The organism is Citrobacter sp. Ce006, assembly GCF_030336535.1.
Classification (GTDB): Bacteria; Pseudomonadota; Gammaproteobacteria; order Enterobacterales; family Enterobacteriaceae; genus Citrobacter; species Citrobacter europaeus.
The window spans coordinates 107,999-122,386 of record NZ_JAOWDO010000070.1; the positions used below are offsets into that span (position 1 = coordinate 107,999).

The 14,388-nt window shown below is 52.0% G+C and carries 12 protein-coding genes and 1 pseudogene; 6 read left to right on the plus strand and 7 right to left on the minus strand.

The genetic code is table 11. The features are described from left to right. Positions 1-84: 84 nt before the first annotated feature. Entirely contained in the window at positions 85-1,440 is a 1,356-nt protein-coding gene (locus OGV94_RS13070) for a maltoporin (RefSeq protein ID WP_286523518.1), read from the minus strand. 92 nt (positions 1,441-1,532) lie between these two features. Beyond that, positions 1,533-2,642, minus strand: coding sequence for a maltose/maltodextrin ABC transporter ATP-binding protein MalK (gene malK, locus OGV94_RS13075; protein ID WP_048215134.1), 1,110 nt, complete (start codon positions 2,640-2,642; stop codon positions 1,533-1,535). Positions 2,643-3,002: 360 nt separating this feature from the next. Between malK and malE the strand changes: the two genes are divergently transcribed. After that, on the plus strand, positions 3,003-4,193 hold the full coding sequence (gene malE / locus OGV94_RS13080; RefSeq protein ID WP_043018071.1) for a maltose/maltodextrin ABC transporter substrate-binding protein MalE: 1,191 nt from the start codon (positions 3,003-3,005) through the stop codon (positions 4,191-4,193). Between the two features lie 15 nt (positions 4,194-4,208). Here the strand turns inward: malE and OGV94_RS25230 are convergent. After that, positions 4,209-4,283: pseudogene (locus OGV94_RS25230) on the minus strand (hypothetical protein); the annotation flags it as partial. Between the two features lie 40 nt (positions 4,284-4,323). Between OGV94_RS25230 and malF the strand changes: the two are divergent. The 4 genes from malF to nhaC all read left to right on the plus strand — a co-directional run bounded on the left by malF (position 4,324) and on the right by nhaC (position 9,698). Next, positions 4,324-5,868: a maltose ABC transporter permease MalF gene (gene malF, locus OGV94_RS13085; RefSeq protein WP_043018070.1), complete on the plus strand. Its 1,545-nt coding sequence runs from the start codon at positions 4,324-4,326 to the stop codon at positions 5,866-5,868. 14 nt (positions 5,869-5,882) lie between these two features. Further along, complete coding sequence (malG, locus tag OGV94_RS13090; RefSeq protein WP_043018069.1) at positions 5,883-6,773, plus strand: maltose ABC transporter permease MalG; 891 nt, start codon at positions 5,883-5,885, stop codon at positions 6,771-6,773. Between the two features lie 302 nt (positions 6,774-7,075). Beyond that, positions 7,076-8,254 carry a MalY/PatB family protein gene (locus OGV94_RS13095; protein ID WP_286523519.1) on the plus strand — a complete coding sequence of 393 codons (1,179 nt, stop codon included), beginning with the start codon at positions 7,076-7,078 and terminating at the stop codon, positions 8,252-8,254. Further along, positions 8,247-9,698 carry a Na+/H+ antiporter NhaC gene (gene nhaC / locus OGV94_RS13100; RefSeq protein ID WP_043018068.1) on the plus strand — a complete coding sequence of 484 codons (1,452 nt, stop codon included), beginning with the start codon at positions 8,247-8,249 and terminating at the stop codon, positions 9,696-9,698. The genes OGV94_RS13095 and nhaC overlap by 8 nt, the downstream gene beginning before the upstream one ends. A gap of 75 nt (positions 9,699-9,773) precedes the next feature. Here nhaC and psiE read toward each other — a convergent pair whose 3' ends face one another. Then, entirely contained in the window at positions 9,774-10,184 is a 411-nt protein-coding gene (gene psiE / locus OGV94_RS13105; RefSeq protein ID WP_003031674.1) for a phosphate-starvation-inducible protein PsiE, read from the minus strand. A gap of 138 nt (positions 10,185-10,322) precedes the next feature. On the opposite strand from psiE, the gene OGV94_RS13110 reads away from it, so the two are divergent. Further along, on the plus strand, positions 10,323-10,775 hold the full coding sequence (locus OGV94_RS13110; protein WP_047407237.1) for an acyltransferase: 453 nt from the start codon (positions 10,323-10,325) through the stop codon (positions 10,773-10,775). An 85-nt stretch (positions 10,776-10,860) separates the two neighbouring features. Here OGV94_RS13110 and OGV94_RS13115 read toward each other — a convergent pair whose 3' ends face one another. The 3 genes from OGV94_RS13115 to OGV94_RS13125 are packed head-to-tail and all read right to left on the minus strand — an operon-like array spanning position 10,861 to position 14,329. Then, a complete protein-coding gene (locus tag OGV94_RS13115; RefSeq protein WP_100193844.1) occupies positions 10,861-12,957 on the minus strand; it encodes a YjbH domain-containing protein in 2,097 nt (698 codons plus the stop codon). Then, positions 12,957-13,694, minus strand: coding sequence for a capsule biosynthesis GfcC family protein (locus tag OGV94_RS13120; protein ID WP_286523523.1), 738 nt, complete (start codon positions 13,692-13,694; stop codon positions 12,957-12,959). The genes OGV94_RS13115 and OGV94_RS13120 overlap by 1 nt, the downstream gene beginning before the upstream one ends. Further along, positions 13,691-14,329, minus strand: a complete 639-nt coding sequence (locus OGV94_RS13125) for a YjbF family lipoprotein (RefSeq protein ID WP_047407247.1) — start codon at positions 14,327-14,329, stop codon at positions 13,691-13,693. Before OGV94_RS13125 ends, OGV94_RS13120 begins: the two co-directional genes overlap by 4 nt. Positions 14,330-14,388: the final 59 nt, after the last annotated feature.

Here is a 14,388-nt window from a genome sequence, read left to right on the forward strand (position 1 = left end):
CGGTGGCCAGGCAATAGCGCGCTAAACCGTAATCAAGAGGGGCTTGCGCCCCTCTTTCGGTCTTTACGTCAGGTTAGTGCTGGATTACCACCAGATTTCCATCTGGGCACCGAAGGACCACTCATCGCTGTCGCCACGGCTGGTGGTGCTGATACCAGAGTTAGTTGCGGCGGCATATTTAGAAACTTTGTCGCCATTTTTCACGTAACCCCACTCTTCATCCCATTTGGCATAGGTTGCGAAGACGCGGATTGCCGGGCGAGACCAGATGCTGTCGCCAGCCTGCCACTGTTGTGCCAGGGTGATTTTGTACTGGCTGTTGCGATCGCTGGTCTGCTGTGATTTAACGTTGTCGTAACCGACTTCCAGCAAGGTGCTCATGATCGGCGTCCATTTGTACATCGGACGGATACCCACGGTGTACCACTCGGTACCCAGGTCGTTATCCAGGTCGAGGTTCTGGTACATACCGACGTACATCAGGTCCCATTTGTCGCCCAGGGAGATGGCACCGTGGTCGAGCACACGGAACAGGTTACCGTTGTTATTCACAACGTTGTTGGCGAAATTCGTCTTAGTGCCGTCTGGATTGGTAATGGTTGTCGTTGAAGAACCATAAGAACCCTGGTTCAGGCCTTTGCCCTGGGTGGTCATGGAATCTGTAGCGTACTGAACGACAAACTTGTTGTAGCCCTTCAGCATGCTTTGGGTATGTTCAGCGGTGAACATCCAACCATCTTTTGATGCACCGTCTGCCAGGCTGTAGTCGTCGGTGGTGTTAGCACGACCATAGTCCACACCCAGTTCCAGCATACCGTCCGGGTTAGTTGCCATTTGCGCTAAACGTACGTCAAATACATCGTTCGCAGTGTCTTTAGTACGGTCATAGATATTCTGGCTGCTAAACGCGTATGAACCACCCGCTTCCTGAGAGCGAGTCGCTGCCAGAGACAGTTTACCGAAGCCCAGATCGATGTTTTCAATACCAGCACCAGGACCTGAAATATCCCAGTAGTAGAAGTCGATCATGTGGACGTCATGACGTTGATAGAAGCGCTTACCGGCCCAGATAGTGGAGCCTGGCAGCCATTCAATCAGGTTTTTACCCTGCACGTTGGCTTCACGGAAGGCTGGGTCAGTCCCTTCCCAGTCGTTCTGCTGTGCGACGGAATAGGCAACGTTAGTGTCGAAGTAGAAGCTCTTATCGCCCTCTTTCCACACTTCCTGGCCTAATTTGATTTCCGCATAAGTTTCACATTCGTTACCAAGACGGTATTTACTTTGTGCACCTGTTGCCTGGAAACATTGTTGTTCACCGCCACTACCCGTCCAGCCAATACCGGAACGAGCATAACCATGGAAGTCCACGGCCATTGCCTGAACAGACATAATGCCTGCTGCCACAGCAACCGCCAGAGGGAGTTTGCGCAGAGTAATCATCGTTCTATCTCCTGAGATCATTGCTTTTCTTTAAACGCTGCCACCTTCTGCAACTGCGAATGGTTTTGCGTTTCGTTTTTTTTATGGGGACCTTAAACGCCCGGCTCCTGGTGCAACCGACGACATGCAGTGCCATCCTCACGGAACAGATGGCAACGCTCTGGCGGCAGGCCGATAGCGAATGTGGCACCCTCTTCTACCAACACCACGTCGTTCTGGCGGTAAACCAGGTTTTGACGGATGGCGGGGATCTGGATATGAATTTGTGTTTCGTGACCCAACTGCTCGACCACCTGCACTTCACCTTCGAGGGTGACATCGGCGATATCGCTGGGCAGCAGATGTTCCGGGCGGATACCTAAAGACATGTTGGCGCCAACCTGCACCGCATGGCTGTCTACCGGTAGCCAGATTTGCTGGCGGTTGGGCAGCTCAACCTGCACTTGATCGATGGCCGTTGCCGTGACTTTCACCGGCAGGAAGTTCATCTTCGGCGAACCAATGAAGCCCGCTACAAAGCGGTCCGCCGGGTAGTGATACAGCTCCAGGGGCTTACCGACCTGCGCTACGCGACCGGCATCCAGCACCACAATTTTGTCGGCCAGCGTCATCGCTTCGACCTGATCGTGGGTGACGTAAATCATCGTGCGGCCCAGACGTTTATGCAGGCGGGAAATTTCAATACGCATCTGCACGCGCAGTGCGGCGTCCAGGTTCGACAGGGGTTCATCCAGCAGGAATACGCGCGGTTCGGCGACCAGCGTACGGCCAATCGCCACACGCTGACGTTGTCCGCCGGAAAGTGCTTTCGGTTTACGTTCCAGCAGGTGCGCCAGTTGCAGAACTTCCGCGACCTGGTTCACGCGCTGATTCATCACCTCTTTTTTCGCTCCGGCCAGTTTGAGGCCGAACGACATGTTTTCCGCGACAGATAAATGGGGATACAACGCATAGGACTGAAAGACCATGCCCACACCGCGTTCGGCGGGTGGAATGTCGTTCATCCGGGTCTCCCCGATAAACAGATCGCCACTGGTGATGGTTTCAAGTCCGGCAATCATACGCAGCAAGGTCGACTTACCGCAGCCTGAAGGTCCGACAAACACCACGAATTCCCCTTCGTGAATGTCGAGATTGATATCTTTCGATACCACCACGTCACCCCAGGCTTTCGTTACATTTCGCAGCTGTACGCTCGCCATGCCCTTCTCCCTTCGTTACAACCTGTCATCGACAGCAACATTCATGATGGGCTGACTATGCGTGATCCCTTGACTGCGTGAATCCTCCACCCCCCGGCTTTTTTATGGGGGAGGAGGCGGGAGGATGAGAGAGCAGCGTCTGAGACCCGGGCCGTACGCAGCGGAGGAATTTCGTGATGCAGCCTGCAAAAATCGGTGGGTTTTTATGTGCGCCAGTACGCAATACTCACATTTATGTAACACAGATCACATAAAGAGCGGGTGGGGCGTAGGGGTAAGGAGGATGGAAAGAGGTTGTCGTATAAAGAAACTAGTAACCGTTAAGCCACCTCTGCAAAATCACCAAACAGGATGGGAACTATGAAAATCAAAACTGGCGCACGCATCCTCGCATTGTCTGCATTAACGACGATGATGTTTTCCGCCTCGGCTCTCGCCAAGATTGAAGAAGGTAAGCTGGTTATCTGGATTAACGGCGACAAAGGCTATAACGGCCTCGCTGAAGTGGGCAAAAAATTCGAGAAAGACACCGGGATCAAAGTCACCATTGAGCACCCGGACAAACTGGAAGAGAAATTCCCGCAGGTTGCCGCGACCGGCGACGGCCCGGACATCATCTTCTGGGCGCATGACCGTTTTGGCGGCTACGCTCAGTCTGGCCTGCTGGCTGAAATAACGCCTGACAAAGCGTTCCAGGACAAGCTCTATCCGTTCACCTGGGATGCCGTACGCTATAACGGCAAACTGATTGCCTACCCGATCGCGGTTGAAGCGCTGTCGCTGATTTACAACAAAGACCTCGTGCCAAATCCACCGAAAACCTGGGAAGAAATTCCTGCACTGGATAAAGAACTGAAGGCGAAAGGTAAATCCGCGCTGATGTTCAACCTGCAAGAACCGTACTTCACCTGGCCGCTGATTGCCGCCGACGGCGGTTACGCGTTCAAGTTTGAAAACGGCAAGTACGACGTGAAAGACGTGGGCGTGGATAACGCTGGCGCGAAAGCGGGCCTGACCTTCCTGGTTGACCTGATCAAGAACAAACACATGAACGCGGATACCGATTACTCCATCGCCGAAGCGGCCTTTAACAAAGGCGATACCGCGATGACCATCAACGGCCCGTGGGCGTGGTCTAACATCGACAAGAGCAAAATCAACTACGGTGTCGCGCTGTTGCCAACCTTCAAAGGCAAGCCGTCTAAACCGTTTGTTGGCGTGCTGAGCGCGGGTATCAACGCCGCCAGCCCGAACAAAGAACTGGCGAAAGAGTTCCTCGAAAACTACCTGCTGACCGATCAGGGTCTGGAGGAAGTGAACAAGGACAAACCACTGGGCGCCGTTGCGCTGAAATCCTTCCAGGATCAGTTAGCAAAAGACCCACGCATCGCCGCCACCATGGATAACGCCCAGAAAGGCGAAATCATGCCGAACATCCCACAGATGTCCGCATTCTGGTATGCCGTACGTACCGCAGTGATTAACGCAGCCAGCGGTCGTCAGACCGTCGATGCCGCACTGAAAGATGCACAAGGTCGTATCACCAAGTAGTGCTGTAGCACACGTGCCGGATGGCGGCATAAATGCCTTATCCGGCCTACAACTCACCGTAGGCCTGATAAGCGCAGCGCCATCAGGCACTTTTGCCGACAGATGTTCAATGTTGTAGAGGAAGATCCCCATGGATGTCATTAAAAAGAAACACTGGTGGCAAAGCGACACGCTGAAATGGTCAGTGATGGGTCTGCTTGGGCTGCTGGTCGGTTACCTTGTTGTTTTGATGTACGCTCAGGGGGAGTACCTGTTTGCCATCATGACGCTGATTTTAAGCTCTGCTGGCCTGTATATTTTTGCTAACCGTAAAGCCTATGCCTGGCGCTATGTTTATCCAGGCGTTGCCGGTATGGGGCTGTTTGTCCTGTTTCCGCTGATTTGTACGATCGCCATTGCCTTTACCAACTACAGCAGCACCAACCAACTGACCTTTGAACGCGCTCAGGAAGTTCTGATGGATCGTTCTTATCAGGCGGGTAAAACCTACAATTTTGGCCTGTATCCGGCGGGTGATGAGTGGCAACTGGCCCTCACCGACGGTGAAACCGGCAAGAATTATCTCTCCGACGCCTTTAAATTTGGCGGCGAACAGAAACTGCAGTTGAAAGAAGCCGAAGCGCTGCCAGCGGGCGAGCGTGCAACGCTGCGTATCATTACGCAAAATCGCCAGGCATTAACCCAATTGACCGCCATCCTGCCGGATGAAAGCAAAGTGATTATGAGTTCACTGCGCCAGTTCTCCGGCACGCAGCCACTCTATGCGCTCGCTGATGACGGTACGCTCACCAACAGCCAGAGCGGTGTAAAATATCGTCCGAACAACGACATTGGTTTCTATCAGTCGGTGAATGCAGACGGTAACTGGGGCGATGACAAGCTTAGCCCGGGCTACACCGTTACTATTGGCTGGGATAATTTTACCCGCGTCTTTACCGACGAGGGCATCCAGAAACCGTTCTTCGCTATCTTCGTCTGGACGGTGGTCTTCTCGGTACTGACCGTTATTTTGACCGTGGCCGTCGGCATGGTGCTCGCCTGTCTGGTGCAGTGGGAATCCCTGAAGGGCAAAGCGATTTACCGCGTCCTGCTGATTCTGCCGTATGCCGTGCCATCGTTTATCTCGATTCTGATTTTCAAAGGGCTGTTCAACCAGAGCTTTGGTGAAATTAACATGATGCTGAGCGCGCTGTTTGGCATCAAGCCGGCCTGGTTCAGCGACCCAACCACCGCGCGTTCGATGATTATTATCGTCAACACCTGGCTGGGCTATCCATACATGATGATCCTGTGCATGGGCCTGCTGAAAGCAATTCCTGACGATCTGTACGAAGCCTCGGCGATGGATGGCGCAGGTCCGTTCCAGAACTTCTTTAAGATTACGTTGCCGCTGCTGATCAAGCCGCTGACGCCGCTGATGATCGCCAGCTTCGCCTTTAACTTTAACAACTTCGTGCTGATTCAACTGTTGACCAACGGTGGTCCTGACAGGCTCGGTACCACCACGCCAGCCGGTTATACCGATCTGCTCGTGAGCTACACCTATCGTATTGCCTTTGAAGGCGGCGGTGGTCAGGACTTCGGTCTGGCGGCGGCGATTGCCACACTGATCTTCCTGCTGGTTGGCGCGCTGGCGATTGTGAACCTGAAAGCCACACGTATGAAGTTTGATTAAGGGAGATAACGACAATGGCTATGGTCCAACCGAAATCACAAAAGTTACGTTTATTCGCAACGCACTTAGGGCTGCTGATTTTTATCGCGGCGATCATGTTCCCGCTGCTGATGGTTATCGCTATCTCGCTGCGCGAAGGTAACTTTGCTACCGGCAGCCTGATCCCGGAAAACATCTCCTGGGAGCACTGGAAACTGGCGCTGGGCTTTAGCGTTGAGCACGCGGATGGCCGCGTGACCCCGCCGCCGTTCCCGGTGCTGTTATGGCTGTGGAACTCGGTGAAAGTGGCCACCATTACTGCGATCGGTATCGTGACGCTTTCCACCACCTGTGCTTACGCCTTTGCCCGTATGCGATTCCCGGGCAAAGCAACCCTGCTGAAAGGGATGCTGATTTTCCAGATGTTCCCGGCGGTACTGTCTCTGGTCGCGTTGTATGCTTTGTTTGATCGCCTGGGCCAGTACATTCCGTTTATCGGCCTGAACACTCACGGCGGCGTGATCTTTGCTTATCTCGGCGGTATTGCGCTGCATGTGTGGACGATTAAGGGCTATTTCGAAACCATCGACGGTTCGCTGGAAGAAGCGGCCGCGCTGGATGGCGCTACGCCGTGGCAGGCTTTCCGCCTGGTGCTGTTACCGCTTTCCGTTCCGATTCTGGCGGTCGTGTTTATTCTGTCGTTCATTGCCGCCATTACCGAAGTACCGGTCGCGTCACTGCTGCTGCGTGATGTGAACAGCTACACCCTCGCGGTAGGTATGCAGCAGTACCTCAATCCACAGAACTACTTGTGGGGCGACTTTGCCGCCGCAGCTGTACTTTCAGCCATTCCGATCACTCTGGTATTCCTGCTGGCGCAGCGCTGGCTGGTCAACGGCCTGACGGCGGGTGGTGTGAAAGGTTAAGTTTTACCGAAGTAACCGCCCGGCAACGGGCAATGCCACTGCAACCCTCAATTTATGTTATCCCAACCTGTGACTGTTATTCGGCGCTCTACGGAGCGCCCTTTTTTTATGTAAATTCCATACGCTTAAGCGATGTAAAACGTTTACACTCACTGGATTATTTTTATTGACAGACAGTTAACATCTTTGTGATAAGCATCACATATGCAAATTTTCATAATGACGAAAACAAAATACAGAATAACACTTCCACTCTCGAAATATTACATTACCCTAACGATAAAATCGGGCGAGTAACAAATATGAAAGTTTATAATTTTGATAAAGTTATTTCACGCGACGGAACCTATAGCGCTAAATATAATAACAAGGGGCGTGACATCATCCCTCTGTCTGTAGCTGATATGGATATCCCCGTAGCTGATTTTATAGTTTCTGAATTGTCAGTCGCAAATCAGAAAGGTATCTACGGTTATACATTATTAAGTGATGACTGGCAGCAAGTAACAGCACAGTGGTACCAACGCCATTACTCGTGGAAGGTCAACCCTGAACACATTGTTTTTTGCCCACGAGTGGTACAAGCCGTCTCATTATTTATCCAGAACTTTACCCAGCCGGGAGATGCTATTGTCAGCCTGGCCCCAGCCTATCATCCTATTAGCCATGCAGTTGAAGTCAACCATAGAGTATTGCTGGAAAGTGCGTTACTTTATCGTGACCACCGCTATGAAATAGACTTTGCGGATCTCGAAGATAAGTTTAAAACGGCTTGTTGTTTTATTCTAATATCGCCGCATAATCCAACAGGAACAATCTGGTCAGAAGACAATCTGAGAAAAATAGCTTCATTAGCAGAGAAATATAATGTTTTTATTATTTCCGATGATGTTCATGCAGACTTCAATTTCACCAAAAAACAACATCAAACAATCTCTTCGATAAGTTCATACGTTGCACAAAACTCGTTTATTTGTACATCTCCAGCAAAAACATTCAATATGGCCGGACTTGAAATCGCCAATATTGTTATTGCTAATGATAAGTATCGTGAAAAGTTTAAATCAGCTCTTATTGCAGCAGGTATCCATAATCCTGGTTATTTCTCTGTTCCTGCATTTCTCTGTGCTTACCGCCATGGCGATTCTTGGTTAGCAGCATTAAAAAATTATTTGGCCGAAAACAGGCGCTGGGTTCAATCATTCTGCCAGGCTCATTTTCCAGACTGGGTTGTCGCCTCTGGTGGTGGAACTTACATGTTGTGGATCGACTACCGAGCGATGAACATCAGCGAAGAGCAACTACGCCATTGGTTTGTCTCCCTCGCTGGTGTTGAGATGAGTTGGGGATCAGATTTTGGCGATGAAGGACTTGGTTTTTTCCGCGTGAACATCGCCACGCCAAGAACCACTCTTACACAAGCATTTGAACGGATTTATCAGAGCATACCCTTCACTACAGGAGTTTCCCTCCATGAATAATAACAATACTCCAAGAACACCAACTCTGGTGGAATCATTGTTACCAATACTAGCGATGGTTCTATTGCTGGGAGTTGGCTATGCAGCTTTCGATCTGCCACCTGAGCCATTAATGGTTCTTTCAACCGTCATTGCTGCGCTGTTAGTTAAGCGGTTGGGGTACGGCTACAATGCAATCCTTGAATCAATATCGCAGAAAATCGCCAAAACAATGCCTGCTCTGCTAATTTTGATCAGCGTGGGCCTCCTGATTGGGACATGGATGATAGGCGGTACTATTCCGCTGATGATTTATTACGGCCTTAATCTGATAAATCCTTCAATGATCTATGTGACCGCCCTGCTCGTTACTGCCGTCGTCTCTGTATGCACAGGGACATCCTGGGGATCGGCAGGCACTGTCGGTGTAGCATTTATGGGTGTGGCCATCGGAATGGAGGCTAATCTGGCAGCAACTGCTGGCGCTATTGTGGCGGGGGCTTATTTCGGGGACAAACTGTCACCTCTTTCTGGCGACACTAACCTGGCCGCGATGGCGGCCCAGATAGATCTCTATGAACACATCGCTCATTTACTTTACACAACCCTTCCCTCATTGATTCTGTCAGCCGTTGTTATGACCCTCTATGGAATGAATGGCGATCTCGGCGGCTCAACCGTGCCCGACAAAGTTCAGCTAATTACAGAGGGATTAAAGGGGATTTATCATTTTAATTTGTTGTTATTGCTCCCCATTGCCATTGTCCTGTACGGTTCGATTACCAAGAAACCAACTATTCCAATTATGCTTGTTTCGGCACTGGTAGCCATGATCAACGCCAGCGTCATTCAGGGTTTCGCACTACACGACATTGTAAAAAGTGCAGTAGACGGATTTAACGTTTCAATGCTTACCGATAAAGATGTTAATCCGCTATTAGGTAATTTGCTCAACCGCGGTGGCATGAACTCGATGATGAGTACGTTGCTTATTTGTTTCTGCGCCCTTTCATTCGCGGGAACATTGGCCTTGAGCGGCGCTTTAGAAGTCATCGTCCATAATCTGCTCAAATTAGTTCATTCCACAGGAACCATGATTCTTGCGACTATTGCCTGTGGCTTAACAATGATTAGCGTGACCTGTAATGGTCAGATCTCAATCCTGATCCCGATTGAAATGTTACGAAGTGCTTATATTGAGCGCGGGCTACATCCAAAAAATCTGGCGAGGACTGTAGAAGACTCTGCCACCATATTTGAACCGATTCTGCCCTGGACTGCCGCGGGTGCCTACATGGCAGGTACGCTTGGTGTTGCTACATTAAGCTATCTTCCGTGGGCTATTCTCTGCTGGAGTGGCATTTTCTTTGCGACGCTATGGGGTTTCACTGGCTTTGGCATCGCTCGCTTGTCCAAAGAAAAGCAGCAACAGCTCATGATGGAAACCGTAAATGAAAGCAAATAGAATCGGCCTGATTAAGATATTCGCCAGTCATTAACCACGTCTACACGCCGCAGCCCGAGTGCGGCGTGTTGTCTGTTACTCTCGCTTCAGCCGTTTGGAATTGCACAACCACAGGGTGATCACCAGCAGCAGGATCGCCGCAGAATAGATCAGCACATCCATCGGCGCTTTATGATCGACAATGATCAACCGCACAATCGCGGTGATCCCGATATAGACAAAATAGCGCAGCGGAAAGTGAAACCCTGACTGAAAGTATTTCACAATCAAGGCGATAAATTCAAAGTAGAGGAAGTAAACCACCAGCCCTTCCACCAGCTCATACTTGCTGGTTTGTTCCGGCGCGAACAGCACATCTGCCAGATGCAGCGTTTCTTTCCCGAGGAATACAACCAGGATCAGGCCCAGACTCAGCAGCCCCAGATTCAACACAGTCTGTAAGATGGTGGAGATAAACTCCACGCGCGGACGAGATAGCGACGTCATAACGACCCCTCCTGTTCAGTGACGAGGTTTCTGTATAACGCAAAAATGTGACAGAGATCTACATTTTTTGTTTATGTTTTGTGCAAGAAAGGTCAACGGGGAATGATGAATGTCACGACACATTTCACAGGATGAAGTATGCAGATAAGACAATCCGCTGTCCGCAACGTTACCTGCGGTGAGAACGTGGTGATTTATGAGCCCGCCAATCTCTACGACTGCACATTGGGTGACAACGTCTTTGTCGGACCATTTGTAGAAATCCAGGGCAATACGCAGATTGGCGCAGACAGCAAAATTCAGTCGCACACCTTCATCTGCGAATATGTCACCCTGGGCGCCCGCTGTTTTATCGGGCATGGCGTGATGTTCGCCAACGATATGTTTCGCGAAGGAAAACCCAACGCTGACCGCAACAGTTGGGGGAGAATTATCATTGGCGACGATGTTTCGATCGGCAGTGGAGCGACCATTCTGGCGGTCACTATCTGCGATGGCGCAGTCATCGGCGCGGGAAGCGTAGTGACCAAATCGATTACCGAGAAAGGTGTGTACGCGGGCAACCCGGCAAAATTATTGCGTCGTTTATAAATTGCCGGAGGGCGGCATAAATGCCTTATCCGGCCTACTGCCGTACTGTAGGCCCGGTAAGCTCTGCGCACCGGGCGATCAAGCGTTAACGGAAGTTCTCACTTCTGTCGCTGGTCATATCATACAGACCAAACTTACGTCCAAGCTGCTGGCCGCCATCACGCGTTAACGGCGTCCAGCCAATCGCCGCACGGCTGCGGGTCGGGCCAGACGAGAACAGATCCAGCGGTACGGAAACGTACACCCCTTTGGTAAAATCACCCTCTCCGTACTCATCCGGCGAGGCATCGGTGATGGTTGCATAGCCACCTACCACAACACCGCTATCAAAGCGTTTCGCCACTTCCAGCGTTCCGCCCTTATCCCCCGCCAGATACTGACCCACGCTGGCTTTCACCAGTACATCCTGAGCGAATGACGGATTCCAGTAAGCCGTCAAATGCCCGGTCTTCACGCTGTAGTCGGTGAATTTCATCATGTCCTGCGCGCTACGCCAGTCACGCTGTTTCACGTAGTTGGCATCAACACCAAACGCCCAACTGCTGTCCAGCGGGCGATACAGCACTTCCGCCCCCGCTCCGCCATACATGGTTTCCAGATAGCCACCGTAAACCTGTCCGTAGAACCCGTTTCCGAGTGACTGGAAGTAGTTGGCCTGCAAGTTATTCACGTAGACATCGTTTTGCACATACTCGCGCACATGGGTACGCACTCGTGGTAAATGCGAATCCTGCGGCGGGTTGGTGTAGTTAAATTTGTCATAGTTATTGGCGAGGTTGGCGAACAAACTCCCGGTGGTCAGCAGATGATCGGTCACCCACCAATCCGCTGTTCCCATCACGCCCAACTGATACATATAGAAGTTTTCCGGGCCGCCCACCGACTGGTTAAGCACCGGATCGATGTGGAGATTAAAGCGTGACTTATCGATATACCAACCCTGCTCGGTCGTTTTCGGCACCACGGGCTCAACGCGTTTTTGCGCCAGTGGGGTTTCATGACCCAACGGCTCGCCTTCCAGATGGCGCTTGAGGCTGGAAACCTCCGTTTCAGTCGTCACCTGCGGCAAGTTAAGGCGATTTTCCGTAATACGGATCGCGCGGATCCCGTCGGGAAGGGAGTTCATCACGATCCGGTTGGCACGTTCGATCCCTTCACGCGAATCACGGTATTTCACCTGTTCACCGGTCACATACAGCGTATCGCCCTGCACCTGAATTTTAGGATCGGCCAGCCCGGCGTTATATTTCAGCAACGTTAGCTGATTCGCCACCACCGAATGTTGCAGGATGGCATCCTGCGGCTGCGGCTGATATTTCGGCCGGGCGTTGTCGTTATAGTTTGGCCGCAGATCGTTAAAGTTAGTCCGCAGCGTGACCCCAAACATAAAGGTGTTCCCGCGCTCATAGCTCAGGTTAACGTCGGCCCAATCGGTGACGCGATAAATAGCGCCGACGTTAAACTTGCTCTTCTGATCCAGCTTGCCCGCAAAATCCTGTTGGTAATTATTCCCCTCATACTCCAGCTTCAGGCGCAGTGGTTGCCAGGGAGTCTGATATTCCACACCGCCAAATAATGATGCCGGACCATGGAACATCTGGCTGCCGTCAATAGAGCCGGCCTGCTTGTAGCTGTTATCGCGATAGCAGAATTTATCGCTGTATGAGCAAAACGGATTGCTGACGTTGCCGCTGGTCCCGAGATATCCCCAGCCCAGGCCAAGCGAGAAATCAAACGGCCCCCAGGCTTTATTCGCCACTATATACTCCGCATCGAACAGGCCCGTCCCGCCAATATCGCGCGCGCCAGCCGCTACCTGCGGCATCCAGTAGCTCTCTTCCCACAGCCGTAATTTGAGATCAAAAGCCTTATCTTTGTATGTCTGATCGCCTGAAAACGACTCGACGCTGCTGTATTTTTTAGTACGCACATCGGTGTAGCGCAGCGTGGTTTCCAGCCACGGGAACAGTTGTACCGACGCAGAGTAGTAGCGGTACTGATCGTTGTCGCGGTAGTTGAGGCTCATTTCGCCCTCGCGCGCCATGCGTGCGGTTGGGGTTTGCAGCAGTCCCACGCCGCCAAAATCGGACTGCGAAGGTCCAATGGGCGCGGGCCAGGTTTCACCGTGGCAAGCAACGCTTACGCCCAGCGCCAGTAAGCTGAGCAGGTAAGTTTTTCTCATTATTCGGGTATCCGCTGGGTCAGGGTGCGAAGAATATCGGCATTGATTTCATCCGGGGTGCTGCTCCAGACAGCATCAGAGAGTCCGACAAAAATGATGCTGCCGGGCATCGGCTCAACGTGACGTTTGTTCCAGTAAGCGACCGGTACTTTCTGCGTGCGTCCATTGGGATAGATGACCCACGCGTAGCTACGATCCGCGCCGCTGAGCCGACTTTGCCCATCGAGGTAGCTGGCGACATCACGCCCGGGCATAAACGGTTGTTTACCTGGGTGGCTTAGCAGGCCAAACAGCGTGATATCGGTTGGCTGCGCTCCGGCCCACAGCGTGTAATTGCCCTGCAGCGGCGGGTTACCTTGCTCGCTGACGCGCACAACATCCGGATCGAGATTAATCTTCTGTCTGCCGGTCACCTTCAGCGCCTGAATTTGCTGGCGTAATGCCTTGATAGATTCGGCATCGTCACCGCTTTCTTCAGCGCTCAGCGTCGCCAGGCGAGCCAGTAATGCCTGCTGCTGACGTTCCGCCTCAGTCGTTGCCCGCTCTTCACTGATAACTGCGCCTGGCCACCAGCTATTGCTCAACTGCGGCTGTCCAACCAGGTCGAGCAGATGTTCAGCCCCGGTCAGCGTTTTTGGCTCTGCGCTGGCGGAGGTAAAGACCTTAACGCTGCCCGCAGCAAAAACGGACGCTGTGCTCAGACTTAACAGCAGCGCCAGTACGGCTCGTTTGATCATGATTTTGCCGCCTTAATCAGCGTGGTTTTCACCGGGAAGTAACGTGCGCCAAGATACTGTTCCGACTGGCGAATCTGCCCTTCGCTGTCGATCCAGTAGCGGTTATGCCAGCGTGTTTGTTCGGTAGTTATCTCTTCATCGAGGAGCCGTACCGGCGTGTTATCGCTGCCGACTTTGATGGTGTCTGCGCCATCCCATTTGAAAACTGAGCGTGCGGTGGCATAGCGTACCTGCTGATGTTCAGTCCAGCCCATCGTACGGGTCCACGTTGCGCCATCGATTATTTGATTTGGTTTGATGAGCGGGTCTGCCGCCAGATTATTCATCTCGATCAGGTTGTCACCACCGAGCTGCGTTTTCACAATGCGCCCATGCTGCGTGACGAGAATGGCCCGATCCTGAGTCACCCATTTTTGCTGTCCGTTTTCTGCGAACGCGAGTACCACAAACAACTGGGGACCGCCGTTGAGTTGCATGTACTGGCTGGCGTAGGGCATGTTTTGGATTTCATCGTCCGTCATCTGTACGCCGGGAGTACCAAACACGCTCTCCCATAGCGAATGACCCAACCCTTCGGTGGTGGCTGAGCACGCCTGCAGTAACAGGCAAACCATTATGATCGCTGGTCGCTTCACGACGTTTCTCCGCAGCGGCAAAATAACCACACCGAAGTGTGGTTAGAATTAATCCCCGT

Coding starts and splice junctions, on each gene's coding strand:
- OGV94_RS13070 (WP_286523518.1), bottom strand. CDS start 1,440: ATGATTACTCTGCGCAAACTCCCTCTGGCGGTTGCTGTGGCAGCAGGC.
- malK (WP_048215134.1), bottom strand. CDS start 2,642: ATGGCGAGCGTACAGCTGCGAAATGTAACGAAAGCCTGGGGTGACGTG.
- malE (WP_043018071.1), top strand. CDS start 3,003: ATGAAAATCAAAACTGGCGCACGCATCCTCGCATTGTCTGCATTAACG.
- malF (WP_043018070.1), top strand. CDS start 4,324: ATGGATGTCATTAAAAAGAAACACTGGTGGCAAAGCGACACGCTGAAA.
- malG (WP_043018069.1), top strand. CDS start 5,883: ATGGCTATGGTCCAACCGAAATCACAAAAGTTACGTTTATTCGCAACG.
- OGV94_RS13095 (WP_286523519.1), top strand. CDS start 7,076: ATGAAAGTTTATAATTTTGATAAAGTTATTTCACGCGACGGAACCTAT.
- nhaC (WP_043018068.1), top strand. CDS start 8,247: ATGAATAATAACAATACTCCAAGAACACCAACTCTGGTGGAATCATTG.
- psiE (WP_003031674.1), bottom strand. CDS start 10,184: ATGACGTCGCTATCTCGTCCGCGCGTGGAGTTTATCTCCACCATCTTA.
- OGV94_RS13110 (WP_047407237.1), top strand. CDS start 10,323: ATGCAGATAAGACAATCCGCTGTCCGCAACGTTACCTGCGGTGAGAAC.
- OGV94_RS13115 (WP_100193844.1), bottom strand. CDS start 12,957: ATGAGAAAAACTTACCTGCTCAGCTTACTGGCGCTGGGCGTAAGCGTT.
- OGV94_RS13120 (WP_286523523.1), bottom strand. CDS start 13,694: ATGATCAAACGAGCCGTACTGGCGCTGCTGTTAAGTCTGAGCACAGCG.